Below are 24,654 nucleotides of genomic sequence, written 5' to 3' on the forward strand. Positions count from 1 at the left end.
TACCACCTTCATTCAATGAACTTGTCATTCTCTTATTCTTATGCAATTGTATGATTGAGTAGCATGACTTTCTAGCTTAGATGGCTCGCAGCACCGCCATTTCTCTGGACTAAGACAATTGAAAATCAATTCTCAACTTTCTTATTATAACGTTTTTTTAAGTCTACGTCAACTGGAAATCATCTCCGGTCACTAAAGAGCTATAAGAGGAAAGGTAAATCTAGCGACGCGATGAGCGCTGGGTCGTTTGGTTTCGATTGCTCTCTTCCTCTTGTTTTTTCTGTTCTTCTTCCTGTTTTTTCTCAGCTTCCTTAGCCTCTTGTTTGGCTTTTTCCTCAGCCTCCATAATTAATTTATCCGCCACAGTGTAGCTGTAAATTCCAGCTTCCATGTCAATCACACTCGGTTCTGACAATTGTGGCTTAATCTTACTGTAGTAAGGCAATTTCTTACTCATTTCAGAAAGGGGAACCAAAACTTCATCCGAATCATTCATAGTCAATCGAATTAAATCTGATGTGACCTTGCTTGGGGCTAGTTCCACCTTTTGGATAGCAGATTTGAGTTCGGGGCTAATTTGAGAAAGTTCTGAGGTAAAGGTCTTGATTTGTTCGCTGTCATTAAAGAGAACTGATATATAAGTTTCTGGCAGACTCACCAAACTCACCGAACTAGTCTCAAGCTGACCACTGGAAAGAATCGGATAATGGTTTTCACCAGAAACATAGTAGGCAACAATATCGTATTCCTTGACCTTGATAGTGAACTTGGTTGGAAATTGATAAACAAGCTGAGCTGATTCTACCCAATAGTTAGACTTGATCTGCTCTTCATATTTTGCCTTGTCTAGCAAAAGGTTAATCGTATAATCCGAATCCTGAATGCCTGAAGCCTGTCGAATATCATCAGCCGTAGTTTGCACCGTTCCCTCAACACGAATATCCTTCATGGTCGCATAAGGACTGAGTAAGTAAGCAGAGATAATCAATAAAAGCAGACTTGGAAATAAAATCGTTAGAGCTCGCAAGATATGGAGGCCAGGAATCTTTGCTTTGGCTGGTTTTTCCTTTTTAGCAAGATTTTTATCCTGTTCCTCCTTCTCTTTAGAACCTGATTCTCCTATCTCTTCTTCCTCTTTGTCAGCCTCTGAGGATGCTACTTTTTCTTCAGACTCTTCCTTAGCTGATTCTGAGTCTTTTGAATCAGATTCACTATCTTGGTCCTCGGTCGCATCTGACTCTTCAGATTTTGAAGCCATTCGAGCTTGTCTTTCCTTTTCCTTCTCCTCAGCTAGGGCTGCTTCTTCTTCAGCCTTCTTTTTTAGGTATTCTTGGTTTCGTTTCTGCCATTCTGATAACTCTTTCAATTCTTCGAGGATTTCTTTGCCCTCATTTTTCTTATCTTTTGACATTTACTTTCCTTATGATAAATCTTTTTTCAACAATTGATAAAAATCTGCTAGAGATTTCAATTCCTTTGAAGCCTTCATCTTGGCTTGATAGTCTTCCTTGTGGCTTAGTAAGTGAGAAAGCTTCTCTTCCAAACTATCCAAGGTCAAATCGCTTTCTTGAAGCTCTTCTGCATAGCCTTTTTTTACAAAGTAAGCCGCATTTTCAATCTGGTCACCACGACTAGCTTCACGACCAAGTGGCACAATGATATGTAATTTTGCCATGGCCAAGAGCTCAAAAATCGTATTGGCACCACCACGTGTCACAACAATATCAGCCAATTCCATCAAGGGTTGATAGAGATTGGTTACATAGTCAACACGAAAGAGATTTTGGCTCAACTCGTTCAGACTAGAATCTCCAGTTAGATTGATAATATTGTAGCGCTCTGTCAGTTCTTTCTTATGGTCTGTCACCAATTGGTTAAAGACACGAGCGCCTGCAGAACCACCGACAAACAATACAGTTGGCAATTTAGGATTAAAGTGGGTTTGAATATCCACCAATTCATCGGGTTCTGGACTTTTTTGGTCTGAAACCTTGGTCACTGCTCCCACATGCTCGACCTTAGCCAAACTTGAAGCCTGTTCAAAAGTTGAATACATTTTCGTCGCAAATTTATAGGCGATTTTATTGGCCAAGCCCATAGATAGGTCAGATTCGTGAATAAAGACAAGCACTCCTGACACACGCGCAGCGATAACTGGCGGCACAGAGACAAAACCTCCCTTTGAAAAAAGGGCCTGTGGACGAATTCGTAACATGATAAAGAGCGATTGGACAATTCCCCAACCAACTTTAAAGACATCCAGCATATTTTGCCAAGAGAAATAACGACGTAATTTTCCAGTCGCAATGGGGTGGAAAGTGACATCCAAGCCTGACTTGAGGATTTCTTGGTGTTCAATACCACGCTTGTCCCCGATATAGTGGACTTCCCAACCATCTTCGATGAACTTGGGCATTAACAAAAGATTGAGGGTAACGTGTCCCACCGTCCCCCCACCTGTAAAGACAATTTTTTTCATATTATTCCTTTAACTCCGCTACTGTGTCGATAAAGAGGTCGCCACGTACTTCAAAGTTAGCATACATATCCCAGCTGGCATTGGCAGGACTGAGAAGAACCACATCTCCTTGAGTCGCAAGTTCATAGGCTTTGCGGGCCGCATCTGCAATGTCAGTTGCATCCACATATGCTACACCAGCCTTGTCTGCTGCCCGTTTGACACGTTCGGCAGACTGACCGAGGATGACCATCTTCTTGAGTCCAGTAATGTCTGGCACCAATTCGTCAAACTCATTCCCACGGTCCAAACCACCTGCAATCAAAACGACCTTGCTGTTGTCAAATCCTGATAAGGCTTTTTGAGTTGCCAAGATATTGGTTGACTTACTATCATTATAGAATTTGACACCCTTGATTTCATCCACAAATTGGAGACGGTGTTTGACACCACCAAAGGCTGAAAGAGTTTCTTTAATAGTTTGATTGTCTACACCACGGAGCTTGGCTACAGCAATAGTCGCAAGGGCATTTTCCACATTGTGGCTACCTGGAACACCGATTTCATTCGCTGCCATGACCACTTCCCCACGGAAGTAGAGTTGACCATCTTCCAGATAAGCTCCATCAACCTTTTCAAGTGTTGAGAATGGTACAACTGTAGCTTGTGTTTTAGTAGCCAATTCTTTTGCCAAGTCTTGGTTAAAGTTCAAGACAAGGAAATCAGCCGCTGTCATCTTGTTCTGGATATTCCACTTGGCTGCTACATATTCCTCAAAAGAACCATGATAATCGATATGAGTTGGCATGAGGTTGGTAATAACCGCAATCTCAGGATGGAATTCTTGAACACCCATGAGTTGGAAAGAAGAAAGTTCCATAACAAGCGTGTCCTCATCTGTCGCAGTTTGGGCCACTTGACTAGCTGGATAGCCGATATTCCCTGATAAAAGGCCATGTTGTCCAGCAGCAGTCAAAACTTCCCCAATCATGGTCGTTGTGGTTGTTTTTCCATTTGAACCTGTGATACCGATAATTGGCGCCTCTGAAATCAAGTAAGCCAATTCCACCTCAGTCAAGACTGGAATTCCCTTTGCCAAAGCCTTTTCAATCATGGGATTGCTGTATGGGATGCCTGGATTTTTCACCATCAGAGCAAACTCTTCATCCAAGAGTTCCAAAGGATGACCGCCTGTGATGACCTTGATTCCTTCTTCCAGCAAACTTTGCGCAGCTGGATTGTCCTCGAAAGGCTTCCCATCATTTACCGTTACAATGGCACCTAGCTTGTCCAACAAACGAGCTGCAGATTCACCAGACTTGGCCAAACCTAAAACAAGGACTTTCTTATTTTTAAATTGATCTATTACTTTCATGTCTCAAACTCCATTTCTACTCTTACTATTTTACCATTTTTATGGAAATAATTCTAAATGAAAATGCTCAGATTCAGCATTCTAACAAGCAAAAAAGAGAGCCGAAACTCTCTTTTTTATCTTCTTTTACTTTTTTTGACTGGCATGAGTGTGATGTCTCTCACACTAAAGTAAGCTAGGATTAACATGGCTATTGCTAGGAATATTTCTGTTGGTAATTGAAAAATTTTCAAAAAAGATAGAGCCAACAAAACCAAAAGTGCCACTAAAATACATACCATAGCGACGATATTGACTGTCCCTTTAATACTTTCTGGTGTCGCAAATACATAGAGTAGGAGCAGTAAAATTCCTAGGACTAAATAGACCATCTTTCTCTCTTTCTAGCTCTTATTCAGCTGATTTTTTCTTCTTGTTAGCTTTCTCACGCTCTGCCTTGTTAAGGATTTGTTTACGCAAACGGATAGACTCAGGCGTTACTTCCATGTACTCATCGTCGTTCAAGAACTCAAGAGACTCTTCAAGTGTCAAGATACGAGGTGTCTTGATAACAGCTGTTTGGTCCTTAGTAGCTGAACGAACGTTGGTCATTTGTTTCGCCTTAGTGATGTTAACTGTCAAGTCATTTTCACGAGAGTTTTCACCGATGATCATTCCTTCATAAACCTCAGTACCTGGGTTGACAAAGATAGTACCGCGTTCTTCGATAGACATGATTGAGTAAGTTGTAGCCTTACCAGCATCGATAGAAACAAGGGCACCACGGTGACGTCCACCAATTTCACCTGGAATCAATGGCAAGTATTGGTCGAAGGTATGGTTCATGATACCGTAACCACGAGTCATTGACAAGAACTCAGTTGAGTAACCGATCAACCCACGCGCTGGAACAAGAAAGACCAAACGAGTTTGACCATTACCAGTTGAAATCATATCCAACATTTCACCCTTACGTTCAGAAAGGCTTTGGATAACAGATCCTTGATATTCTTCTGGAGTATCGATTTGTACACGCTCAAATGGCTCACATTTAACACCGTCGATTTCTTTTACGATAACTTCTGGACGAGATACTTGAAGTTCATAGCCCTCACGACGCATTGTTTCGATAAGGATTGACAAGTGCAATTCTCCACGTCCTGAAACAGTCCATTTATCTGGAGAGTCAGTTGGGTCGACACGAAGGGAAACGTCTGTTTGCAATTCTGCCTGCAAACGTTCTTCCACCTTACGAGAAGTCACCCATTTACCTTCTTTACCAGCAAATGGTGAGTTGTTGACCAAGAAAGTCATTTGAAGAGTTGGCTCATCGATGTGTAGGATTGGAAGAGCTTCAACTGCATCTGTCGGAGTAATGGTTTCACCGACAAAGATATCTTCCATACCTGAAACGGCAATCAAATCACCCGCTTTAGCTTCTTGGATTTCACGACGTTCCAAACCAAAGAAACCGAAGAGTTTTGTAACACGGAAGTTTTTAGTTGTGCCGTCAAGTTTAGAAAGGGTAACTTGGTCCCCAACCTTAACAGTACCACGGAAGACACGACCGATACCGATACGGCCAACGAAGTCGTTGTAGTCCAAAAGTGATACTTGGAACTGCAAAGGCTCATCTGAGTTATCTACTGGAGCTGGGATATGGTCGATAATCGTGTCAAAGATTGGTGCCATAGTAGCTTCTTGGTCAGCTGGATCATCTGACAATGAAGAAGTTCCGTTGATCGCTGAAGCATACACCACTGGGAAATCAAGCTGGTCGTCATCTGCACCAAGCTCAATGAAAAGTTCCAAGACTTCATCCACTACTTCTGCTGGACGAGCTGATGGCTTATCGATTTTATTGACAACCACGATTGGGACAAGGTCTTGTTCCAAGGCTTTTTTCAATACGAAACGAGTTTGTGGCATTGTTCCTTCGTAGGCATCTACGACCAAGACAACACCGTCAACCATTTTCATGATACGCTCAACTTCTCCACCGAAGTCCGCGTGTCCTGGTGTGTCCATGATGTTAATACGAGTTCCGTTGTAGGCAACGGCTGTATTTTTAGCAAGGATGGTAATTCCACGCTCTTTTTCGATATCGTTTGAGTCCATAGCACGCTCAGCCAATTCAGTACGTGCATCAAGAGTCTCTGATTGTTTCAATAATTCATCAACAAGGGTTGTTTTACCGTGGTCAACGTGGGCGATAATCGCAATGTTACGGATATCTTCTCTAAGTTTTGTCATGATTTCCTCTATAATATTCAAAATTTATTTTCTAACTGAACGATTATACCATAATTTCAGGTAAATAACATAACTCAAGCAAGTGTAAATGTTTTCACTATGCTTTTCTTTTCACATCAAGCCTTTTCAAAGCAAGCGACTTATGATAAGATAGGCACAGTATGCGTTTAGATAATTTATTAGCCCAAGAAAAAATCAGTCGAAAGGCCATGAAACAAGCCTTACTAAAAGGAGAAATTTTAGTCGATGCTTGCCCAGCCCGCTCCTTAGCCCAAAACATCGATACAGGACTACAAGAACTCCTTTATCAGGACCGAATCATTCAAGGCTATGAGCACACCTACCTTATGCTTCATAAGCCTGCTGGTGTCGTTACAGCCAACAAAGACAAGAAACTTCCAACAGTCATGGATCTCCTTCCGCCTGACATCCAGTCTGACAAGCTCTATGCCGTCGGCCGACTGGACCGAGATACGACAGGACTCCTCCTCTTGACCGATAACGGTCCCTTGGGCTTTCAGCTCCTCCATCCCCAATATCATGTGAATAAGACTTATCAAGTTGAGGTTAATGGACTTCTAACACCTGACCATATCCAAGCATTTCAAAAGGGAATTGTCTTTTTAGATGGCACTGTCTGTAAAGCTGCAAGACTAGAGATTCTATCTGCAAGTCCTTCCTTCAGTCAAGCCTCCATCACCATTTCAGAAGGAAAATTTCATCAGGTTAAGAAAATGTTTCTCTCGGTTGGTGTCAAGGTGACCTCCCTCAAACGCACCCATTTTGGCCCTTGGAGCTTGGATGAAAACCTGCAAGAGGGAGACTATCGCTCCCTCAACTCAGAAGAGCTGACAAGCATTCGTGAATTTCTCAGAAAAAGTGGTTAAAAAATGAGCTCGGAAACATCCAAGCTCGTTTTCTTATTTCTCAACTTTGACTTTCCCTTTCCAAGAATCCAGTCCATAAGAAAGGATATAAATCTCAGAAAAACCTTGTTTTTTCAAATAAAGGGCTGCATTTGTGACACGCTGCGCACGTTGGTTTTCGTAGAGAAGGACAGGTTTATCCTTACGAAGGGCTGCAAGACTAGTCTTCAACTGACTTGAAGGAATATTGCGGGCACCAAGAATATGTTTTCTGTGGAATTCAGCTGGGTCGCGCAAATCAATCAATTGACCCGTACGAATCAAGGCTTCAAATTCCTCATTGTCCACAATTTTAGCCGCACGGCGAATACGAAGATAGTTAAAGCCCATCCACGCCAACATTGCCAGTATAAGTGCCCACAAAATCCAAGTAACCATTAGTTCTTTTCTCCATTTTTCTCAATATAATCCAATTCTACCTTGTGCTCTCTGCGAAGAACCGCTTCTGCTTCCAGATAGTCTAATTTGTCCATCAACCCTGCATCGTAAATCCGAGAGAGTTCCAACTTCATCAGTTCAATATCATATAAACGTTTTCCCATGTAAACAATAATACCAAATCGTTTGAGGAATTGCTGCACATCATAGAATGTTTTCATAAGACTCATTCTAGCAAAATTTTGTGTTTTTTTCAAGAAGAGACCATACAAGAAGTATCACACAAATTAAAAAAGCTGCATCTTCTGCAACTTTTTAATCTGGTGGAAAATAGCCCAACTGCTCAGCGATATGAATCGCCTCCTGCCTGTTAGCCACTCCTAATTTTGAAAAGATATTGGCCAAGTGATTAGAAACTGTACGTTTACTCACATAGACCTTGTCACAGACATCATCAATGGTCAAGCCATTTCTAACCAGTTCTAGTATCTCGATTTCTCGTGGTGTTAGCACCTCTACCATCACTTCATCTGAAAAGACCTTACCTCCTAGATAAATCTTTTCCAGTTTTTTCACCAACTCATCTGGATCCATACTTTTATCTAGAAAGCCATAAGCTCCCATAGCTTTAGCTCGGTGTTCATACATCTTTTTGCTGTATCCCGTCAAAATTACAATCTTACTAGAACAACCATTGTCGATAATATCTTGTGCCAAGGTCAGCCCATCATCTTGATACAGACTCGTCAGGTTGATGTCAATCAAAATAATGTCGTAGTTATTAAAAGCAATCTCCGAAATAGTCGAAAAATTATCCACTAACTGGACCTTTTTTATGTTTTCCGATAACTCTAAAATCATCTTGATACTTTGGCTAAATAATTTATGATCATCAATTAACAAAATTTTCATAGCACAACTCCTTATCAATCGGGAGAGTAATTTCTACACGAAATCTCTTATTATTTTCAAAAATCTGCATCTGACCACCTAAAACACTAATTTTATTAGACATATTTTTCAAGCCATAACCTAAGGATTTTTCTGTTTGAAGGCAGTCATTTTCAGAAATGATAAAAATAGCGTCATCATGCACATCAATCTTCAAAGAAATCGTTCCACCACTAGCGTACTTAACTGCATTGGTCGCCAACTCCTCAACCAGACGATAGGTAATTTTATCGTAAGGAGATAAAAGTCTAAAGTGGGCAGGAAACTGTGTGACAAATTCATTTTCTGCGTGATAGCGCTTGACAATCCGATTAATCAGCCCTTGATACTGGATGTCTAACTGCTCGTCTGTTTCTACCATTGGCTGATAATAATCCATCCGCTCACGAATCCGCTGAACCAACTCCTCTGTCACCAGATTGATCTGTTCACCAAAAGCTTTATTGCTACTATATTGATTGAAATTTTTTATTGCCATCACATTTTGCAGGATTTCATTGTGAAGAAATTCGGAGAACTGTTGTTCTGTGTCTTCATTTGCCAGCAGACTTTTCACCATACGGTTACGCTTTAAAAAGAGAACTTTTACATAATCCCTAGCATCTAGCATATCAGCAGAACGAAAGAGGCGAATCAATTCTTCCGAACAAATCCCGAACAATAGTAACATGATATTCAAGACCAAAAAGCTCGTGTTTAAGTTTAGACGAAAGATGATGAAAATACCTACTAACAAAAACATAACTAGTAAAAATAAGTGTGAAAAAGCTTTTATATAGGACAATTTTAACTCTGATACCTTTTTTTGAAGAGAGCTGATAATCGTTTTGAAGTGTAAAAAAGCTAAAATGCCAAGAATTTCCAGATACCAGACTAGGTTCATCACTCCTGAGCCCGTCGTATTGATATACAAAAAGAAATAAGAAAGAGGCAATATCAAAGCTAATATCCACAAATTTCGTCTCTGATACTTGAGTTTACTTTTCAACTCTTTATGATATAAAATCAGTAAAATCAAGGGAACAAGGTTTAAAAAGAAAGACGCAAACAAGGACAGAAATAGAAAAATTGAAGGACTTAACAGATACGAACTAATGGTGATTAGTGTCAACACAAAGGACACACTCAACAGTTCTTCTCCTATTTTCTCTCCCAGAAAGATAATAGACAGAGAACTATACACCAATAAAAAAGAGTTGAGCGGATGAAGAATATCAAAAAAGTGCAACAGGGTGTTCGCAACTCCTTGATTAAAGATGGATTGCCAGCTAATGAGAAACATCATCAGGAGCAACCAAAGTTTCAACTCACTATACCGAAAGGTCACAATATTACAAATATAGCTAAATACAATTAAAGCAATAATCAGCAATAAAACCATCTGTAAGGAAAAATCTGTCGAAAACTCCAGAGGAATCCTATAATAAATATAAATCATCAAAGTTAGATGATTAAAAATCGTCAACCACCACAATAAAAGTGAGTTTTTCGAGATCAATTTGACAAACTGTTTCATATGTATCCACTTCCTGAACTACTTTAATATCATTATAACACAATACCAGAATTGTCGGATAGGCAACTCTGGTATTTGACTTAATTTTCAATCATTTGCCAACTTACTCTGTAAGTCACTAGCAGGTAAAGGACAAATAGTAAGACCGCTACTCCCAGATAGGTGATATCAATAGAAATGCTGGTATTAGCGAAATTCTCAAAATAGCCCAAAAGAGCGGTACTCAAGGCAAATGCTAGCGGACCTGCGATGACCAGCGGAACCAAGAAATAACTTAGAATCTGTTGCAAAAGAATAGATCGATTTTGCTTTCTCTTATTCCCGAGAAGGTATAAGATTTGATAATCATTGACACTATCCAAAGCACTTGTAGAAGTTTGAAGTGACAAGATACTGAGGGAAATAATGATAAAAATAACACTGACAAAAATCATGACAAAGACGATGACGCCCATAAATCCAAGATAAATCTCAAAAATTCTTCCTTTCGTTTGATAGGTGAACGAATTCAACTCTGCTCCATCACGGGTGAAGTAGTATTTTTCTATCCACTGACTTAAGAATGTTTCTACTTTCCGTTTGTCGATATTTTCTTTGAAATTGGCAACATAGGTCGTGTGGTCTTCCGTCAATCCAACTACTACCGTATCTGGTACAATTAAGGTTCCTGTGTCATTTGTACCCACTGACGATAAAAAGTAAACTGTTTCAAGTGGCTTTGAAGACGCAAGATTAAGAGAATAACCGTTAATCATGAGGGTTTTAGTCCTTGATAGAAAGTCCTGAATCTGCTTGGCAGTTCCTTTATAGTTAGCATTGACCAGAAATTGGTTATCTGCCAAGTCAACCTCTCTTTCACCTTGCAGTTTGCGGAGATAATTGTAGGCAGAAATTCCTAAAATCGGTACTTTTGATTCAGGAAGTTCCTTATCATGCGCCCAGAGATTGCTAGTATCAATCAAATCTTTATAGGTTAAATCACTAGAATAGATAGGATAGCTGTACTCTTCTTTGATGAAATTAAAGTCAAAGCCATCGGCTTTCAATCTGTCTTTGACAGATTCCTGAGAAAATTGAAACTCTTTACCACGGTAGAGATTGACAGTTACATCATAAGGTGAGTATTTGTTCAGCTCTCGGTTCATAGTCGTATAGGCACTACCACTAAAAACTAGTAAGCTGAGAGCCAGTGTCAAGGTCAAGGATAAGACAGCCAACGTGACCGAATTACTATCAGCTTGTTTTGAAAATTGACGGATTTTAAAAGTGTTTAGTTTGTTATAGTAGGTTTGAGGCAGTTTTCTAAGGGAGACCAAGATAAAATGGCTCAAGGTATTGTAAAATAAAATCACAAAAATCACGAAGACAGATACCAGCAAGATACCCCAACTTTTCAAGAGTGATAGATGGTGATAGTCTGAAAAATAGAGAGCACCAAAACCGATAACAGCTGTCGAAAGAATAAAGAGAAGTGCTTGAAGAACTGGCTTGCCTTTTGCCAAGACAGATTTCTTGACCCCATTTTCTTGAATGAGTGCAATGATATTTTGCGTTCTAAAGGTAAGAATGTCCATGACACCAACAATAAGACTGGTTACCAAATAGGAATAAACTAGTAAGATGACAGACTTGCTATCAAAGAAAAGCAGACTACCAAAGTAATTGGCCATAAAAAACTCAGATGCAATCTTAGCTAGAATGACCAGTAAAATCAATCCAAGCAAGAAACCTAGAATCAAGGAAAAGATATTGACCAGCATGGTTTCAAAGAACAGGGTACCGATAATCTGCTTCTTCTTCATTCCCAGCGTTGCATAAAGTCCCAGCTCTTTCTTACGCCGTCCCAGGACAAAGTTTGTGGAATAAACGACGAGAAAGGCAATCGCCGATAGAATCAGATAGGAAAGCAAGCCCATGTACTGACTCATCACCGTCGTCAACATTTCCTTTGCTCCTGATAAACTTTGCATCACTAGATGGCTTGGTAAAGCATTAAAAGCGTAGAGCAAGCTATAAATCAAGGTCAGACTGAAAAAATAGATGGTATAGGTCTGTAAATTTCGAAATACATTTCGTAAAATCAATTTTGGATACATACTCTCCCCCTCCTATCTGGTACGGCTGTAAATCTCTTGCAAATACTGTTCATTAGATAAGCTGTGACGTTCCAAATCATCCATAATCTTTCCATCGCTAAGTAGCACCATCCGTGAAGAGTACTTTGCTGCAGCAGGGTCATGCGTAACCAGTAAAATGGTAATACCAAAACTTTTATTGATTTCCTGCAAAAGCGCCATCAGTTTTTCAGAATTGGCAGAGTCCAAGGCTCCTGTCGGCTCATCTGCGATAATCAGTTTAGAATCATCAATCAAGGCTCTAGCAGTTGCCACACGTTGTCGCTGACCACCTGATAACTGATTAGGAAACTTATCTTTTAAGTTTTGGATGGCCAACTTATCCAAAATTTCCTCAATCTTATCCTGATGTTTTTTGATATTTTTCCCCTGAATTTGAAGAGGTAGGACGATATTTTCATAAACTGTCAAGGTTTCTACTAAGTTGTAAGCTTGGAAAATATAGGAAATGTTTTTAGCACGATAGTCAGCTAGTTCATTTTCCTTGGCATGGATGATGTCAAAATCTTCAAATCGAATCTCACCTGATGTTGGTTTATCAATCGTTGAAATACAGTTGAGGAGTGTTGTTTTTCCACTACCACTGGCCCCCATAATTGCCAGAAATTCACCTTTTTCAACGGACAAATTCACATCTAATAAAGCATGAACGATATTATCCCCTTGACCAAATGTTTTCGTTAATCCTGTCACGATAAGCTGTTTCATCATTTCATTCCTCCGTTTCTTTATTACGCTCTCATTATACGGTTTCTTTCAAGGTTTGCCATGAGTATTTTGTGCAATATATTCAAGTTATAAAAAACCGATGCCTTTTTCAGGTATCGGTCGATGTTGATTATTTGCGATCGTTTCTTTTTTTCATAAAGTAAACAATCCCTATGACAACAACTCCTAAGACCAGTACAGGTGCATAGAATTCTAGTGTTCCAATAATTCCTTCCATTTTATCCTCCTGTCAAAAAATAGAGAGTTTTACCCACAGCGCACGTTTGGCGAAATACATTCATAAGAATATGTCAATCACCAAGCACAGCGTCCCTGTGCTGTTAATCTAACAGCCATACCCTACCCAGCATCAGATTTACCATCCAATTCTTGGCTATCAATTTCCATAATCCAAAGAATCAATCTCAAAGTTATCTCGTTTTATTTGTATTTCTCCCCGTAAATATAACACCAAATCAAAATGTTGTCAATGTTTTGTAATAAAACACTAGAGTTTTCCTTTTGTTTTATCTAACAACGAACATTATTTCTCGTACACTCATAGGAATAGGTGAAACACAATCCACAGAGACCTGCTAGTGTCATTTTAAAAGCTGTGTACCACCAGCTCCTGATTTCCCGGAAAGTTCTTGGTTTTCAACCTCGAAACTTAGAGAATCAATCTCTGAACGATTTGTATTTTTAGCCATAAGGTTGCCTCCTTCCTTCTTTTAGACGATCATCTTTACAGTAACTAGTATAAACTCTAGTATTGGATAAGTAATGAGTAAATCGTGCAAGTTTCTTATTTTCGAGAAAAATTTTTAATCTTATTTACTAAATGATTTAGATGTTTCTTCTTAACTACTTTACAGAGACTCACACACTCCCCCTGATTTTCCTATCTTCTTTGGCGATTCTGACGCAAGTGTGGTACAATAAAAACATGAGAATTCAACAATTACACTATATTATCAAAATCGTCGAAACCGGCTCCATGAATGAGGCAGCCAAGCAACTCTTTATCACTCAGCCTAGTCTTTCCAATGCTGTGAGAGATTTGGAAAATGAAATGGGCATTGAAATCTTTATCCGCAATCCCAAGGGTATTACCTTGACCCGTGATGGGATGGAGTTCCTCTCTTACGCCCGTCAGGTTGTCGAGCAAACCCAGCTTCTGGAGGAACGTTATAAAAATCCTGTTGCCCACCGCGAACTCTTTAGCGTTTCGTCTCAACACTATGCCTTTGTGGTCAATGCCTTTGTATCGCTACTCAAGAAAAGCGATATGGAAAAATACGAGCTCTTCCTTCGTGAAACGCGGACTTGGGAGATTATCGACGACGTCAAGAACTTCCGTAGTGAGGTCGGTGTCCTATTTTTGAACAGCTACAACCGTGATGTTTTAACCAAGATGCTGGATGACAATCACCTGCTGGCTCACCATCTCTTCACAGCGCAACCGCATATCTTTGTCAGCAAGACCAATCCTCTGGCAAAAAAAGACAAGGTGAAACTCTCTGATTTAGAAAACTTCCCTTATCTGAGCTATGACCAAGGGACGCACAACTCCTTCTACTTTTCAGAAGAAATTCTTTCCCAAGAACACCACAAGAAATCTATCGTAGTCAGCGACCGTGCTACCCTCTTTAATCTCTTGATTGGTTTGGATGGATATACCATCGCAACAGGAATTTTGAACAGCAACCTCAACGGAGACAATATCGTTTCTATCCCACTGGATATTGATGACCCCATTGAGCTGGTCTATATCCAGCATGAGAAAACCAGCCTATCTAAGATGGGCGAACGCTTTATCGACTATCTCCTAGAAGAAGTCCAGTTTGATAGTTGAGAAATAATAAGAACCAATATGTAGGCTAGCAACAACCTGCACATTGGTTCTTTTTACTTATAATTAAAAGTTTCCCCTGCCAACTTATCAGCTAGCTTGGGAAAGAGAGTATAAAACTTATGGGCTAGGTTCAACAACATCGGTAGATTGAGTTCTCGTTTGTTTTTTCCTATAATCTTGACAATCTTTTTAGCCACTGCATCTGACTCTAGCAGGAAGCGTTCAACCGACTTGAGATAAGTTCCATCTGGGTCCGCTTGGTCAAAAAATCCTGTACGGATTGGTCCTGGATTGACTGTTGTCACATAGACTCCATAGGGCATAAGTTCGAGGCGCAGAGCATTTGAAAAACCAATAGCCGCAAACTTGGTCGCTGAGTAGAGACTAGACTTGCCAGTAGCGATCAAACCTGCCATGCTGACGATATTGATGATATGGCCTTTTCGACTTTCCTTCATTCGAGCCGCAAGGCGACGAGAAAGATTCATCAGAGCAAAGGTATTGACCTCAAACATCTGGTGAATATCTTGGTCGGAAATCTGGTCAAATTCCTCAAAAATCCCGTAACCAGCGTTGTTTATTAAAACATCAATCTTGCCATAGCGGAGATAGAGGTCAGTTACCAGAGATTCTAAGGCTAAGTCATCGGTAATATCAATTTCAATCAATTCTGCTTGTGGATGATTTCCATATAGCTCCGACATTTTTTCCTTATTTCTACCAAGCAAGATGAGTTGGTCTTCAGGTAAAAGTTTAACCATTTCTTGGGCTAGACCACCGCTAGCTCCGGTAATGAGAATAGTAGGCATACTTATCCTTTCTCAATCTTTTAGATTTCCACTTCTTCCAAATCCTTAACCACATGGACGTTTTCAAAAATCGTTGCCGCATCTTTCTTGAGCTGACTAATATCTTTTGAAAGGAATCGGGCACTGATATGGTTGAGCAAGAGTCGTTTGGCACCTGCTTCTACCGCTACTTGTGCAGCTTGCATGTTAGTAGAGTGACCATGATTACGAGCAATTATTTCATCGCCCTTGCCATAAGTCGATTCATGGACTAGGACATCAGCATTGACAGCCAGACGCACACTGGCACTAGTTTTACGAGTATCACCAAGAATAGTGATAATTTTACCTGGACGTGGCGCTGAGATATAGTCTACTGCCTTTATTTCAGTACCATCTTCCAAAACAACGTCCTGACCGTTTTTAATTTTTCCAAAAAGTGGGCCAAATGGGACACCTGCCGCCTTGAGTTTTTCAGCATCCAGCGTTCCTTCCAAATCCTTTTGCATGACACGGTAACCAACACAGAAAATAGTGTGATCCAATTCTTCCGCGTACACAGTGAATTTATCGCTCTCAAGGATTTTTCCTAGAGAATCTTGGTCAAACTCATGAAAATGAATACGGTAAGGCAGACGAGAACCTGACACACGAAGACTAGTTAAGACAAATGACTTGATACCTTGCGGTCCATAGATTTCCAAATCTGTCTGCTCTTCATTGGCCTGAAAGGCACGGCTAGATAGGAAACCTGGCAAGCCAAAGATGTGGTCTCCATGCAGGTGGGTGATAAAGATTTTGCTAACCTTACGCGGTCGAATCGTGGTTTCCAGAATGCGATTTTGCGTACCTTCTCCACAGTCAAAGAGCCAGACTTCATTAATCTCGTCCAAAAGTTTCAGGGCGAGACTGGAGACATTGCGGGCTTTAGAGGGCTGACCAGCCCCCGTTCCTAAAAATTGAATATCCATTCGATACTTTCTAATTAATCAATATATAACATGGCTGTGCGGTTTTCCGATCGGAAATAGCGCTTGCCAGAAAAAGCAACAGCTTCTTGTAATAACTCCTCTTGACTGTAACCTTTAAGACGCTTGCGACCGTCAGCCAAGCTTTCTAAATCAGTTAAAGCTGTGAGTCTCTCCATGCTAACAACTTCCTCGTCCCCGACAGCCTTCATATAAATCTTGCCAGACTCCTCAAAGACTAGCTGATGGGGAAAAATTTGCGCAATTTCAAAGAGCAAGTCATCTGAAATCTTCTCCTCATTTTCAGAGAAAATTCGACCAAGACCCTCACTCTCATAGCAGAAACCAAAGGATTTACCAGACAGATTAAGCCGAACAAAGGGCTTGCTTTCTAAGGCGAAACTTGGTTCATCATTGTAAAGATTCAGTTCCTGACTGAGTTCTGCAAAATAATCCGTCGCAGCTTGAGGACTCTTTTTTTGATATAGTTCTGCAAAGTAAGCATTGACCACGCTAGGCGGAGGAGTGATTAGTGCCAACTGCTCTTGCTCTGTTTTACCAGCTAGAAGTTGATCCAGATAGACCTTGTCCAGACTTGTATAGCCCCCATATTTTAGAGCTAATGTTTTGATATCAGTCATAAAATTCTTCTAACCTCCATTTGTTTTTCTCAGAAATATAGCCTGTAATCACTTCTCCATCATCTTGATAATCGCGTTCTTCCAAAATCGCAACACTTTCTAAATCATGAATCTTGTAGGACTTTGAAAAAGGCACGCGCAGGGTAAAAGATTCAAAAATATCCTTGATTTTCTCTAAAAATAGTGCCTGCAAATTCTCACGACTATCCTCAGACTTGGCAGAAATGAGGGCATAAGGCGTTTGGGTAGGCGTAAAATCCTCCACCAAATCTGCTTTATTATAAAGGGTCAGACGAGGAATATCCTCCATGTCCAAGTCTTTCATGATGGACAGGACTGTTTTTTCATGCTCCTCGTGGTAAGGATTGCTGGCATCAATAACATGAACCAGAAGGTCCACATGCTTGCTTTCTTCCAAGGTCGACTTGAAACTGGATACCAACTCTGTCGGCAAATCTTGGATAAAGCCCACGGTATCTGTCAAAGTTACTTGAAGATTGCCCCCCAGATGGATACTCTTAGTCGTCGCATCCAGAGTTGCAAAGAGCTCATCAGCCTCATACTGGGTTTTGCTGGTCAAGGTGTTCATGATGGTTGATTTCCCAGCATTGGTATAACCAATCAAACCAATCTTAAAGGTGCTAGACTCCAGACGTTTTTCTCGAACTGTCGCCCGATTTTTCTCAACCACCTTGAGCTGGCGCTCGATATCCGTGATTTGGTTGCGAACGCTACGACGATTCAGCTCCAGCTGGCTTTCACCAGGTCCACGGGAACCAATTCCCCCAGCCTGACGGCTGAGCATAATTCCCTGACCAACCAAGCGAGGCAAGAGATATTTGAGCTGGGCTAGGTGGACTTGGAGTTTCCCTTCATGGCTTCGAGCCCGCATGGCAAAGATATCCAAAATCAACTGCATACGGTCAATGACCTTGACACCCAGAACTTCCTCCAGATTGACATTTTGCCGTGGGGTCAAACGGTTGTTGACGATAACAGTGGTAATTTCTTCTGCATCCACCATGAGCGCAATTTCTTCTAACTTACCAGAGCCGACGAAGGTCTTGGAATCATATTTTTCACGTTTTTGCCTGTAGCTATCGACTACGACTGCCCCAGCTGTCTTAGCCAGACTGGCCAACTCTTCCATGGAGAGGTCAAAATTGTCCATGCCCTGTAATTCCACACCGATGAGAAGGACGCGTTCCTCTTTTTTCTCCGTTTCAATCATCTAAAAACTCCTCTATCTGGCTTAAAATGCGGTCCTGCACGCCAGGCTCTCCAATCTGATAAAAGGTGACCTGCATTCGATTACGGAACCAGGTCAACTGACGTTTAGCAAAACGGCGGGTCGCCTGTTTGAGACTCTCACTAGCTTCCTCCAAAGTCTGCTCCCCACGAAAATACGGAAAGAGTTCCTTGTAGCCAATGCCCTTGGCTGCCTGCACATCTGGATAATGGTCAAAGAGCCACTTGGCCTCATCCAAAAGCCCAGCCTCAAACATCAAATCCACGCGGCGATTGATACGTTCATATAATTGACTGCGCTCATCATCCAAGCAGATAATCAGCGGTTCATACAAGGTCTCTTGATTTTCCAAACCCTGACCAAAATGGGCGATTTCCAAGGCACGCATAGCACGACGACGATTAAACTGGGGAATTTCAAGACCTGCTTGCTCTACCAAATGGGCTAACTCCTCATCTGAAAAAGGTTCTAAACTAGCTCGGTAAGCTAAAATTTCCTCATGTGGTGTCTCTCCACCGAGATGATATCCTTCTAGTAGACTCTGTATGTAAAGCCCTGTTCCACCAGCGATAATGGCAAGCTTGCCACGGCTGTGAATATCCTCAATAGCCATCTTAGCTTCTGAAACAAAATCAAAAGCCGAGTAAGACTCGGTTACCTCTCTAACATCAATCAAATGATGAGGAACAGCTGCCTGCTCTTCTGGACTAGCCTTAGCCGTCCCAATATCAAGTCCTCGATAGACTTGCTGGCTATCTCCACTAACCACTTCGCCATTAAAACGCTTGGCCACTTCAATGGCTAGAGCCGTCTTTCCAACTGCAGTCGGTCCAACAATCACAATTATTTTTGTTTTCATCTTTTTTCCTTGAAAAATTCCCATTTTTTCGTTACTATTATTATAACACAAAAAGGTCAGTCAGAAAAATGTGACCTCTTGAGGAGGCTGACTGATTGAGAATATAAAGGAGGAAGACTCATGGCTAAAGGATTCGCTAAAGGTCTTGTAACAGGTGTCGCAGGAACTGTCGCTGCCGTTGCAGGTGCAGTATACGCATTTAAAAAGAAAGTGATCGAACCAGAAGAGCAAAAAGCAGCTTTCATCGAAGAAAACCGTAAAAAAGCAGCTCGCCGCCGCGTATCACGTTAAGAAACAAAAGAAGTTGGGATTATTCTCAACTTCTTTTTTCTATTCTTTTATACTCAATGAAAATCAAAGAGCAACTAGGAAGCTAGCCGCAGGTTGCTCAAAGCACTGCTTTGAGGTTGTAGATAAGACTGATGAAGTCAGCTCAAAACACTGTTTTGAGGTTGTAGACGAAGCGACGCTGACGTGGTTTGAAGAGATTTTCGAAGAGTATTAAATAGCTAGGTCAAACTTCAACTGTGGCTTGACCGGGTCATAATCCACCAACTCAAAGTCCTCTGCTTTAATATCAAAGAAATTGGTCTTATCTGGCACATTCAAGACCAAACGTGGTTGGCAGTTTGACGGCTCCCGACGAAGCAATTCCTGAGCTTGTTCAAATTGATTGTCATAGATATGGAGGTTGTTGATGAAGTAGAAGAACTTCCCAACATTCCAGCCAAAATGCTTGGCAATCATCATTTGAAGAGCCACGTACTGCATCGCATTGATGTGGTGGGCCACCAGCATATCATTGGAGCGCTGGGTCAAGGTCGCATCCAGATAGATTTCTCCATCTACACGGCGGACATCAAACATAGTCTGAAAGGCACATGGGAGCAACCCATCTGTTTCTTCGAAAGCTTGGTAATCCCAAAGGGAGATAATGTTTCGACGGTTCCAAGGGTTGGCTTCTAACTGCTTGAGAATCTTATTGATGATGTCGTGTTTCTTAACAACAGCACCATAGCGCTCACCAATGGTTCCTGTATCTCCCACTTCCCAGTCATTCCAATAGTGAACATTGTACTTATCATTAAGCACTTCTAGGCTATTAGACTGGTCTTGGTAAATCCAAAGTACTTCCTTGATGGCGGATTTAATTGCAATGGGACGCAAGGTTGTGATGGGAAATTCGCCCTTAGCCAAATCATACTCGGCAAATGCACCCGTTACATACTTGGAGTTGGCAACAGTCCCATCCTTGTACTTAGGACGAGCCTGCTCTGAGAAAACACCTTCCTTTAGAATGCGTTCAATATTCTCTTTAAAAATCGTATCTGCTTTTGTCATTTACTCTCACCTCATTTATTTCCTAACTAGTATAGCATAAAAAAGAAAAGAGGAACATTACTAACTCTAGGTTAGCATTTTTCCTCTCTCATTATCTTATTGCAATACAAGTGATGCTGCTCCGATAACCCCAGCGTCATTTCCTAGAGTTGCAAGAGCCAATTTAGTAGATGTGCGTACTTGTGGGAAGGTATTTTCGTCGTAGACTTTTTGAACACCTTGTAGAAGGAATTCTCCTGCAGCTGAAACACCACCACCGATAACGATTGTTGATGGGTTTAGGATTGATCCAATGTTAGCACAAGCGATTCCCAAGTAACGTGAGAAGTTACGGTAAACAATCAAAGCAAGGTCGTCTCCTTCTTTTGCAAGGTCAAAGACAGTCTTAGCAGTTACTTCTTCTCCGTTATCAATCAAGCGTTTCAAGGCTGCATCGCCTTCGTATTCATCGGCATAGCGACGAGTCAAGTTGACAATCCCTGTTGCTGAAGCAACTGTCTCAAGACAGCCTTTTTTACCACAAGTACATGCAATTGGTTGGTCAAAGTCAACAGTGATGTGGCCAAGCTCACCTGCTGCACCAGCCACACCGTGAAGCAATTTGCCTTCTGCGACGATACCGCCACCAACACCTGTACCAAGTGTCATAAAGACAACGTCTGGTTGGTTATCACCAGCACCCATCCAGCGCTCACCAAGAGCTGCCACGTTGGCATCATTATCGATGAAGAATGGGATACCCAAGGCTTTTTCAATTTTCTCTTTAATTGGTTGAAGGGTTTTCCAGTTCAAATTGTAGGCACCAATAACAGTCCCGTTTTCACGGTCAACCACACCTGGTGATCCCATTCCAATACCTTGGAAGTCCGCTGCTACCAATCCAAGCAAGTCCAAACGGTGTTGAATAGACTCAATCATATCATCTACGATATGACTTCCCTCATCCAAAATGTTAGTCTTGATAGACCATTTTTCTTGGATTTCTCCTGCTGTTGTTAAGATTGCAAATTTGATAGAAGTTCCACCAAGGTCAATCCCAATAATCTTTTGACTCATCATATTCTCCTTTTTCATTGTATAGTAATTGAAAATGCTTACAGCACTAGTATAACAAAATTCATTTACTTATGCAAAGGTTTGCATTAACTTTCTAAATTTTATCTGATTTATGGTTTCCAGAGACCTGAGGCATCTACATAGTAGCGGCCTCCATCAACTCGCTCATTCTTAGCCATTTTACCATCTGATTTCAAATAGTAATTTCCTTGCCATGCATTGCGAGCGTATGAACCATCTGATTTCAAGTAATACCAGGCTTGATAAGAAGAGTCATAAACCCACTCACCTTGTGCCATTTTACCGTTTGACTTAAGGTAGTAAGCTCCTTGCCATGCATTCTTTGCATAAGATCCATCTGATTTCAAATAATACCAAGCTTGATAGGAAGAATCATAAATCCATTCGCTCTGTGCCATTTGACCATCTTCTTTCAGGTAATAGCTTCCCTGCCATGCATTTTTCACTGGATTGCCATTTTCATCAAAGTAATACCAAGTACCATCCTGCTTAAGCCAGCCACTTGTTGTTGCTGAACTTGTATCAGTTTGGGTTATAGTCTCTTGTTTTGCTTTAAAGGCACCCTTAGGGGCATTTTTCAATTCACAAGCCACACCATCATGATCGCGGTCTAACTTGGCAGAATACCCAGGTTCTCCCTCGTGAATATCTGCGTATCCATTCGTCCAAGCTTCTTTACAACTAGAAAAATGAATGTTTTCTTCTGCTAACACAGGTTGTGAAAACAAGGCTAAAACTGGCAAGGCAGCCAGACTCATTTTTAAAAATAGACGTTTGTCCATTTGGTTCTCCTCTAACGATGTTATCGATTTCACTATTATTTTATCAAACTTATTTCAGCAATTCAAGGAAACTTCTGGTATTTTCTACAAACTCCTTTGGTTTTTCCTTATTCAAGACATGAGGACCGTCTGGGATAATCTGAAATTGGGATTCTGATATTAGTTTATGAAGACTTCTCATAGAACTAAGATTCGGTTTATCTTTGATACCACAAATTAGTAAGGTTGGATAGGGGCAAGCCCCTGCTATATCCGTTAAATCAAGTGTCTTCAACTCCTCAGAAACTCCGACTATAAGAGTCTTATCTGCTCCCTGTTTTTCAAATACCCTTTTGGGAAGTAGTTTAAAAATCAGCAACTGAAGATAAAATAAGATATTACCGGACAGTTTAAGTGGACATCCTGATAGAACCAAAGCTCGAAGATTTGGTAAATCGTAACTAGATAGTTCTAATGCCAGGGCAGCACCTAAGGACAATCCAATCAAAACAAAAGGTTCTGTCTCTTGAGCTAGGTGTTGATAAACTCGCTCCTTGGCTTTTTGATAGCTGCTAATTCCAGAAGGAAATAACTCGATAGCCTCAGAAGGATAATCTGTCAGTAGATTCCGAACTTCTTTCCAAGACTCTGCTGACTGCCCTAAACCGTGTAAAAATACCAGTTTCATCTAGTTCTCCTCTAGGCTTAATTCATAAAAGCCTCTCACTGCATTACAGCCGTAAATAGCTTCTGCTTGGGCTAAATCTGCCAAGGTCAAGACTTTCTCTTCTACCTGTCCTGTTTCCAGCAAGTGCTGACGATAAATTCCTGGCAAGATTCCAAGTTCAATAGGCGGTGTGTAGAGTTTTCCAGCGATTTTCAGAACCAAATTTCCTATAGAGGTTTCAAGCAGTTCTCCTGACTTATTGTGGTAAATCTTCTCTTGTTTCCCTAGGCTCAAATGCGGTCGGTGAGTCGTTTTGAAATATATGAATGGCTGCTCCAAATCTACTTCCTGTAGGCAAAGTTGAGCTTGACAGAAGCTTGGACTGAGAGGTTCCAATACTTGACGATCGACTTCTATCTCTCCAGATTTGCTAAAGCTAATTCGCAAGCGGTAATCTTGATTAGCATCACAAGCCTGACACTCTTCCTCTATCTTTTGTCTTAAGTCTTCTGCATCAAAAGGAAAGGCAAAATATCGACTTGCTTTTTTCAGTCTTTCTATATGTTGATTTTCAAATAGCAAGCTCTTCTGGCTGATTTTCCCTGTAGTAATCAGCTGAAAACGAGCTTGTTTACGATAAAGAACTGCTGCCTTTTGATGAACCTCTCGATATTCAGATTCCCAAGTGCTATCCCAAGTAATGCCACCACCCACTCCATAGATGGCTTTCCCTTGATGCAGTTGAATGGTCCTAATGGCCACATTAAAAATCCGTCGTCCATTTGGAAGCAAGAGACCAATCGTTCCACAGTAGACTCCACGCGGTTGTGGCTCCAAGTCCTTGATAATCTCCATTGTCGCAATTTTGGGAGCGCCCGTTATGGATCCACAAGGAAAGAGAGAGCGAAAAATTGTAACTAAATCAACATCTGCTCGCAACCGACTCTTGATGGTCGAAGTCATCTGCCAAACAGTTGAATACTGCTCTACCTGACACAGACGCTTCACGTGCTCACTTCCTACTTCAGAAATACGGTTCATATCATTTCGCAAGAGATCCACAATCATCATATTTTCAGAACGATTTTTGGGGTCCTGCTCCAGCCAACTGGCCTGCTCCAAGTCTTCTTGGTCAGTCACTCCCCGCTGGGTTGTTCCCTTCATTGGACGAGTCGTTAATTCTCGGTCATTTTGCTCAAAAAAGAGCTCTGGACTCATAGAAATCACTGCCATCTCATCATGTTCAACATAGGCATTGTAGCCCGCCTCCTGCTCTACCACCATACGATTGTAGATGGCAAAAGGATTGGCAGACAACTCCTGCTTGAGTTGGACGGTGTAGTTGACCTGATAGGTGTCTCCCTGCCGCAAATGATGATGTATCTGTGCAATAGCCTTTTCATAGTCTGTTTCAGACGTTACTTCCTGCCAATTTGAAGGCAAATCAACCTCATCATAAGTCAGAGGAATAGGGGAAGTTTCTACCCTATCGTGAACAGTAAAATACAGTAGATACTCTGCCAGTAGAGGAGCCTTGTGAACTGCAAACTTCTCCTCAAAAGCAGGTGCAGCCTCGTAGCTGACATAACCCACCACATAATAGCCTTGCTCTTGGTAGCTTTCCACTTGTGCCAGCAAGGCTGTTACTTCTGTTAAATCTCTGGTTTTTAACTCTTTGATAGGCTGAGTAAAGGTGTATCTCTCCCCAAAAGCCCTAAAATCAATCACTGTTTTTCTATGCATATTTCAAGTATAGCATAAAAAGGCAG

At 41.1% G+C, this 24,654-nt stretch carries 27 protein-coding genes and 1 pseudogene; 5 read left to right on the forward strand and 23 right to left on the reverse strand.

Translation table 11 applies throughout. The annotated features are described in order from the left end of the window. Positions 1-220: 220 nt before the first annotated feature. The 5 genes from PCY12_RS00635 to typA form a co-directional block, all read right to left on the reverse strand. Complete coding sequence (locus PCY12_RS00635; protein WP_301351098.1) at positions 221-1,411, reverse strand: cell division protein FtsQ/DivIB; 1,191 nt, start codon at positions 1,409-1,411, stop codon at positions 221-223. A 9-nt stretch (positions 1,412-1,420) separates the two neighbouring features. After that, on the reverse strand, positions 1,421-2,479 hold the full coding sequence (locus PCY12_RS00640; RefSeq protein WP_173213800.1) for a UDP-N-acetylglucosamine--N-acetylmuramyl-(pentapeptide) pyrophosphoryl-undecaprenol N-acetylglucosamine transferase: 1,059 nt from the start codon (positions 2,477-2,479) through the stop codon (positions 1,421-1,423). Between the two features lies 1 nt (position 2,480). After that, complete coding sequence (gene murD, locus PCY12_RS00645) at positions 2,481-3,833, reverse strand: UDP-N-acetylmuramoyl-L-alanine--D-glutamate ligase (protein WP_301351099.1); 1,353 nt, start codon at positions 3,831-3,833, stop codon at positions 2,481-2,483. A gap of 116 nt (positions 3,834-3,949) precedes the next feature. Continuing rightward, positions 3,950-4,204, reverse strand: coding sequence for a DUF3165 family protein (locus PCY12_RS00650; RefSeq protein ID WP_000262803.1), 255 nt, complete (start codon positions 4,202-4,204; stop codon positions 3,950-3,952). Between the two features lie 19 nt (positions 4,205-4,223). Then, positions 4,224-6,065 (reverse strand): translational GTPase TypA, encoded by a 1,842-nt coding sequence (gene typA / locus PCY12_RS00655; protein ID WP_000164111.1) that lies wholly within the window; start codon positions 6,063-6,065, stop codon positions 4,224-4,226. 161 nt (positions 6,066-6,226) lie between these two features. On the opposite strand from typA, the gene PCY12_RS00660 reads away from it, so the two are divergent. Continuing rightward, a complete protein-coding gene (locus PCY12_RS00660; protein ID WP_173213805.1) occupies positions 6,227-6,952 on the forward strand; it encodes a 16S rRNA pseudouridine(516) synthase in 726 nt (241 codons plus the stop codon). 33 nt (positions 6,953-6,985) lie between these two features. Here PCY12_RS00660 and PCY12_RS00665 read toward each other — a convergent pair whose 3' ends face one another. The 4 genes from PCY12_RS00665 to PCY12_RS00680 all read right to left on the reverse strand — a co-directional run bounded on the left by PCY12_RS00665 (position 6,986) and on the right by PCY12_RS00680 (position 8,990). Beyond that, positions 6,986-7,369: a rhodanese-like domain-containing protein gene (locus PCY12_RS00665; protein WP_000259257.1), complete on the reverse strand. Its 384-nt coding sequence runs from the start codon at positions 7,367-7,369 to the stop codon at positions 6,986-6,988. Beyond that, positions 7,369-7,599 (reverse strand): YqgQ family protein, encoded by a 231-nt coding sequence (locus PCY12_RS00670; RefSeq protein WP_001808324.1) that lies wholly within the window; start codon positions 7,597-7,599, stop codon positions 7,369-7,371. Before PCY12_RS00670 ends, PCY12_RS00665 begins: the two co-directional genes overlap by 1 nt. Before the next feature lie 85 nt (positions 7,600-7,684). Next, the gene (locus tag PCY12_RS00675; protein ID WP_173253634.1) at positions 7,685-8,281 is read right to left on the reverse strand and encodes a response regulator transcription factor; all 597 of its coding nucleotides are present in this window, start codon (positions 8,279-8,281) and stop codon (positions 7,685-7,687) included. Continuing rightward, positions 8,262-8,990, reverse strand: coding sequence for an ATP-binding protein (locus PCY12_RS00680; protein WP_240155818.1), 729 nt, complete (start codon positions 8,988-8,990; stop codon positions 8,262-8,264). Before PCY12_RS00680 ends, PCY12_RS00675 begins: the two co-directional genes overlap by 20 nt. Before the next feature lie 534 nt (positions 8,991-9,524). Here PCY12_RS00680 and PCY12_RS00685 point away from each other — a divergent pair. Next, complete coding sequence (locus PCY12_RS00685) at positions 9,525-9,677, forward strand: hypothetical protein (protein ID WP_226946464.1); 153 nt, start codon at positions 9,525-9,527, stop codon at positions 9,675-9,677. A 239-nt stretch (positions 9,678-9,916) separates the two neighbouring features. On the opposite strand, the gene PCY12_RS00690 is transcribed toward PCY12_RS00685, so the two are convergent. The 4 genes and pseudogenes from PCY12_RS00690 to slmA all read right to left on the reverse strand — a co-directional run bounded on the left by PCY12_RS00690 (position 9,917) and on the right by slmA (position 13,389). After that, positions 9,917-11,932: an FtsX-like permease family protein gene (locus tag PCY12_RS00690; RefSeq protein WP_301351100.1), complete on the reverse strand. Its 2,016-nt coding sequence runs from the start codon at positions 11,930-11,932 to the stop codon at positions 9,917-9,919. Between the two features lie 12 nt (positions 11,933-11,944). After that, positions 11,945-12,679, reverse strand: coding sequence for an ABC transporter ATP-binding protein (locus tag PCY12_RS00695; protein WP_301351259.1), 735 nt, complete (start codon positions 12,677-12,679; stop codon positions 11,945-11,947). Positions 12,680-12,809: 130 nt separating this feature from the next. Further along, complete coding sequence (locus PCY12_RS00700; protein WP_004256158.1) at positions 12,810-12,917, reverse strand: QVPTGV class sortase B protein-sorting domain-containing protein; 108 nt, start codon at positions 12,915-12,917, stop codon at positions 12,810-12,812. Positions 12,918-13,210: 293 nt separating this feature from the next. Further along, positions 13,211-13,389, reverse strand: a pseudogene (gene slmA, locus PCY12_RS00705) (salivaricin M family lantibiotic). Positions 13,390-13,625: 236 nt separating this feature from the next. On the opposite strand from slmA, the gene PCY12_RS00710 reads away from it, so the two are divergent. Then, the gene (locus PCY12_RS00710) at positions 13,626-14,534 is read left to right on the forward strand and encodes a LysR family transcriptional regulator (protein WP_001222592.1); all 909 of its coding nucleotides are present in this window, start codon (positions 13,626-13,628) and stop codon (positions 14,532-14,534) included. Between the two features lie 53 nt (positions 14,535-14,587). Here PCY12_RS00710 and PCY12_RS00715 read toward each other — a convergent pair whose 3' ends face one another. The 5 genes from PCY12_RS00715 to miaA are packed head-to-tail and all read right to left on the reverse strand — an operon-like array spanning position 14,588 to position 19,039. Then, entirely contained in the window at positions 14,588-15,343 is a 756-nt protein-coding gene (locus PCY12_RS00715; RefSeq protein WP_301351101.1) for an SDR family oxidoreductase, read from the reverse strand. A gap of 20 nt (positions 15,344-15,363) precedes the next feature. Beyond that, positions 15,364-16,293 carry a ribonuclease Z gene (gene rnz / locus PCY12_RS00720; RefSeq protein ID WP_301351102.1) on the reverse strand — a complete coding sequence of 310 codons (930 nt, stop codon included), beginning with the start codon at positions 16,291-16,293 and terminating at the stop codon, positions 15,364-15,366. Between the two features lie 14 nt (positions 16,294-16,307). Then, positions 16,308-16,931: a cystathionine beta-lyase gene (locus tag PCY12_RS00725; RefSeq protein WP_301351103.1), complete on the reverse strand. Its 624-nt coding sequence runs from the start codon at positions 16,929-16,931 to the stop codon at positions 16,308-16,310. Further along, positions 16,924-18,162, reverse strand: coding sequence for a GTPase HflX (hflX, locus tag PCY12_RS00730; protein WP_261100355.1), 1,239 nt, complete (start codon positions 18,160-18,162; stop codon positions 16,924-16,926). The genes PCY12_RS00725 and hflX overlap by 8 nt, the downstream gene beginning before the upstream one ends. Continuing rightward, entirely contained in the window at positions 18,155-19,039 is an 885-nt protein-coding gene (gene miaA, locus PCY12_RS00735) for a tRNA (adenosine(37)-N6)-dimethylallyltransferase MiaA (protein ID WP_301351104.1), read from the reverse strand. The genes hflX and miaA overlap by 8 nt, the downstream gene beginning before the upstream one ends. Before the next feature lie 120 nt (positions 19,040-19,159). Here miaA and PCY12_RS00740 point away from each other — a divergent pair, with 120 nt between their 5' ends. Beyond that, positions 19,160-19,330 carry a DUF3042 family protein gene (locus PCY12_RS00740; protein WP_001051780.1) on the forward strand — a complete coding sequence of 57 codons (171 nt, stop codon included), beginning with the start codon at positions 19,160-19,162 and terminating at the stop codon, positions 19,328-19,330. Between the two features lie 13 nt (positions 19,331-19,343). Then, positions 19,344-19,544, forward strand: a complete 201-nt coding sequence (locus PCY12_RS00745; protein WP_301351105.1) for a hypothetical protein — start codon at positions 19,344-19,346, stop codon at positions 19,542-19,544. Here the strand turns inward: PCY12_RS00745 and PCY12_RS00750 are convergent. The 5 genes from PCY12_RS00750 to pabB form a co-directional block, all read right to left on the reverse strand. Next, the gene (locus PCY12_RS00750) at positions 19,541-20,380 is read right to left on the reverse strand and encodes a thymidylate synthase (protein WP_301351106.1); all 840 of its coding nucleotides are present in this window, start codon (positions 20,378-20,380) and stop codon (positions 19,541-19,543) included. The two genes, PCY12_RS00745 and PCY12_RS00750, sit on opposite strands and share 4 nt — an antisense overlap. Positions 20,381-20,476: 96 nt before the next feature. Then, on the reverse strand, positions 20,477-21,436 hold the full coding sequence (locus PCY12_RS00755; RefSeq protein WP_261121262.1) for an ROK family glucokinase: 960 nt from the start codon (positions 21,434-21,436) through the stop codon (positions 20,477-20,479). Positions 21,437-21,546: 110 nt separating this feature from the next. Continuing rightward, positions 21,547-22,239, reverse strand: a complete 693-nt coding sequence (locus PCY12_RS00760; RefSeq protein WP_301351107.1) for an excalibur calcium-binding domain-containing protein — start codon at positions 22,237-22,239, stop codon at positions 21,547-21,549. A gap of 49 nt (positions 22,240-22,288) precedes the next feature. Further along, on the reverse strand, positions 22,289-22,906 hold the full coding sequence (locus PCY12_RS00765; protein ID WP_301351108.1) for an alpha/beta hydrolase: 618 nt from the start codon (positions 22,904-22,906) through the stop codon (positions 22,289-22,291). Continuing rightward, positions 22,907-24,628 carry an aminodeoxychorismate synthase component I gene (gene pabB, locus PCY12_RS00770; RefSeq protein ID WP_301351109.1) on the reverse strand — a complete coding sequence of 574 codons (1,722 nt, stop codon included), beginning with the start codon at positions 24,626-24,628 and terminating at the stop codon, positions 22,907-22,909. Positions 24,629-24,654 lie beyond the last annotated feature (26 nt).

This window comes from Streptococcus sp. SPS1, from assembly GCF_030439915.1.
Taxonomy (GTDB): domain Bacteria; phylum Bacillota; class Bacilli; order Lactobacillales; family Streptococcaceae; genus Streptococcus.

What these genes read in the sequence shown, in the direction of transcription:
- PCY12_RS00635 (WP_301351098.1), bottom strand. Translation starts at nt 1,411, where the DNA reads ATGTCAAAAGATAAGAAAAATGAGGGCAAAGAAATCCTCGAAGAATTG.
- PCY12_RS00640 (WP_173213800.1), bottom strand. Translation starts at nt 2,479, where the DNA reads ATGAAAAAAATTGTCTTTACAGGTGGGGGGACGGTGGGACACGTTACC.
- murD (WP_301351099.1), bottom strand. Translation starts at nt 3,833, where the DNA reads ATGAAAGTAATAGATCAATTTAAAAATAAGAAAGTCCTTGTTTTAGGT.
- PCY12_RS00650 (WP_000262803.1), bottom strand. Translation starts at nt 4,204, where the DNA reads ATGGTCTATTTAGTCCTAGGAATTTTACTGCTCCTACTCTATGTATTT.
- typA (WP_000164111.1), bottom strand. Translation starts at nt 6,065, where the DNA reads ATGACAAAACTTAGAGAAGATATCCGTAACATTGCGATTATCGCCCAC.
- PCY12_RS00660 (WP_173213805.1), top strand. Translation starts at nt 6,227, where the DNA reads ATGCGTTTAGATAATTTATTAGCCCAAGAAAAAATCAGTCGAAAGGCC.
- PCY12_RS00665 (WP_000259257.1), bottom strand. Translation starts at nt 7,369, where the DNA reads ATGGTTACTTGGATTTTGTGGGCACTTATACTGGCAATGTTGGCGTGG.
- PCY12_RS00670 (WP_001808324.1), bottom strand. Translation starts at nt 7,599, where the DNA reads ATGAGTCTTATGAAAACATTCTATGATGTGCAGCAATTCCTCAAACGA.
- PCY12_RS00675 (WP_173253634.1), bottom strand. Translation starts at nt 8,281, where the DNA reads ATGAAAATTTTGTTAATTGATGATCATAAATTATTTAGCCAAAGTATC.
- PCY12_RS00680 (WP_240155818.1), bottom strand. Translation starts at nt 8,990, where the DNA reads ATGTTACTATTGTTCGGGATTTGTTCGGAAGAATTGATTCGCCTCTTT.
- PCY12_RS00685 (WP_226946464.1), top strand. Translation starts at nt 9,525, where the DNA reads ATGAAGAATATCAAAAAAGTGCAACAGGGTGTTCGCAACTCCTTGATT.
- PCY12_RS00690 (WP_301351100.1), bottom strand. Translation starts at nt 11,932, where the DNA reads ATGTATCCAAAATTGATTTTACGAAATGTATTTCGAAATTTACAGACC.
- PCY12_RS00695 (WP_301351259.1), bottom strand. Translation starts at nt 12,679, where the DNA reads ATGAAACAGCTTATCGTGACAGGATTAACGAAAACATTTGGTCAAGGG.
- PCY12_RS00700 (WP_004256158.1), bottom strand. Translation starts at nt 12,917, where the DNA reads ATGGAAGGAATTATTGGAACACTAGAATTCTATGCACCTGTACTGGTC.
- PCY12_RS00710 (WP_001222592.1), top strand. Translation starts at nt 13,626, where the DNA reads ATGAGAATTCAACAATTACACTATATTATCAAAATCGTCGAAACCGGC.
- PCY12_RS00715 (WP_301351101.1), bottom strand. Translation starts at nt 15,343, where the DNA reads ATGCCTACTATTCTCATTACCGGAGCTAGCGGTGGTCTAGCCCAAGAA.
- rnz (WP_301351102.1), bottom strand. Translation starts at nt 16,293, where the DNA reads ATGGATATTCAATTTTTAGGAACGGGGGCTGGTCAGCCCTCTAAAGCC.
- PCY12_RS00725 (WP_301351103.1), bottom strand. Translation starts at nt 16,931, where the DNA reads ATGACTGATATCAAAACATTAGCTCTAAAATATGGGGGCTATACAAGT.
- hflX (WP_261100355.1), bottom strand. Translation starts at nt 18,162, where the DNA reads ATGATTGAAACGGAGAAAAAAGAGGAACGCGTCCTTCTCATCGGTGTG.
- miaA (WP_301351104.1), bottom strand. Translation starts at nt 19,039, where the DNA reads ATGAAAACAAAAATAATTGTGATTGTTGGACCGACTGCAGTTGGAAAG.
- PCY12_RS00740 (WP_001051780.1), top strand. Translation starts at nt 19,160, where the DNA reads ATGGCTAAAGGATTCGCTAAAGGTCTTGTAACAGGTGTCGCAGGAACT.
- PCY12_RS00750 (WP_301351106.1), bottom strand. Translation starts at nt 20,380, where the DNA reads ATGACAAAAGCAGATACGATTTTTAAAGAGAATATTGAACGCATTCTA.
- PCY12_RS00755 (WP_261121262.1), bottom strand. Translation starts at nt 21,436, where the DNA reads ATGAGTCAAAAGATTATTGGGATTGACCTTGGTGGAACTTCTATCAAA.
- PCY12_RS00760 (WP_301351107.1), bottom strand. Translation starts at nt 22,239, where the DNA reads ATGGACAAACGTCTATTTTTAAAAATGAGTCTGGCTGCCTTGCCAGTT.
- PCY12_RS00765 (WP_301351108.1), bottom strand. Translation starts at nt 22,906, where the DNA reads ATGAAACTGGTATTTTTACACGGTTTAGGGCAGTCAGCAGAGTCTTGG.
- pabB (WP_301351109.1), bottom strand. Translation starts at nt 24,628, where the DNA reads ATGCATAGAAAAACAGTGATTGATTTTAGGGCTTTTGGGGAGAGATAC.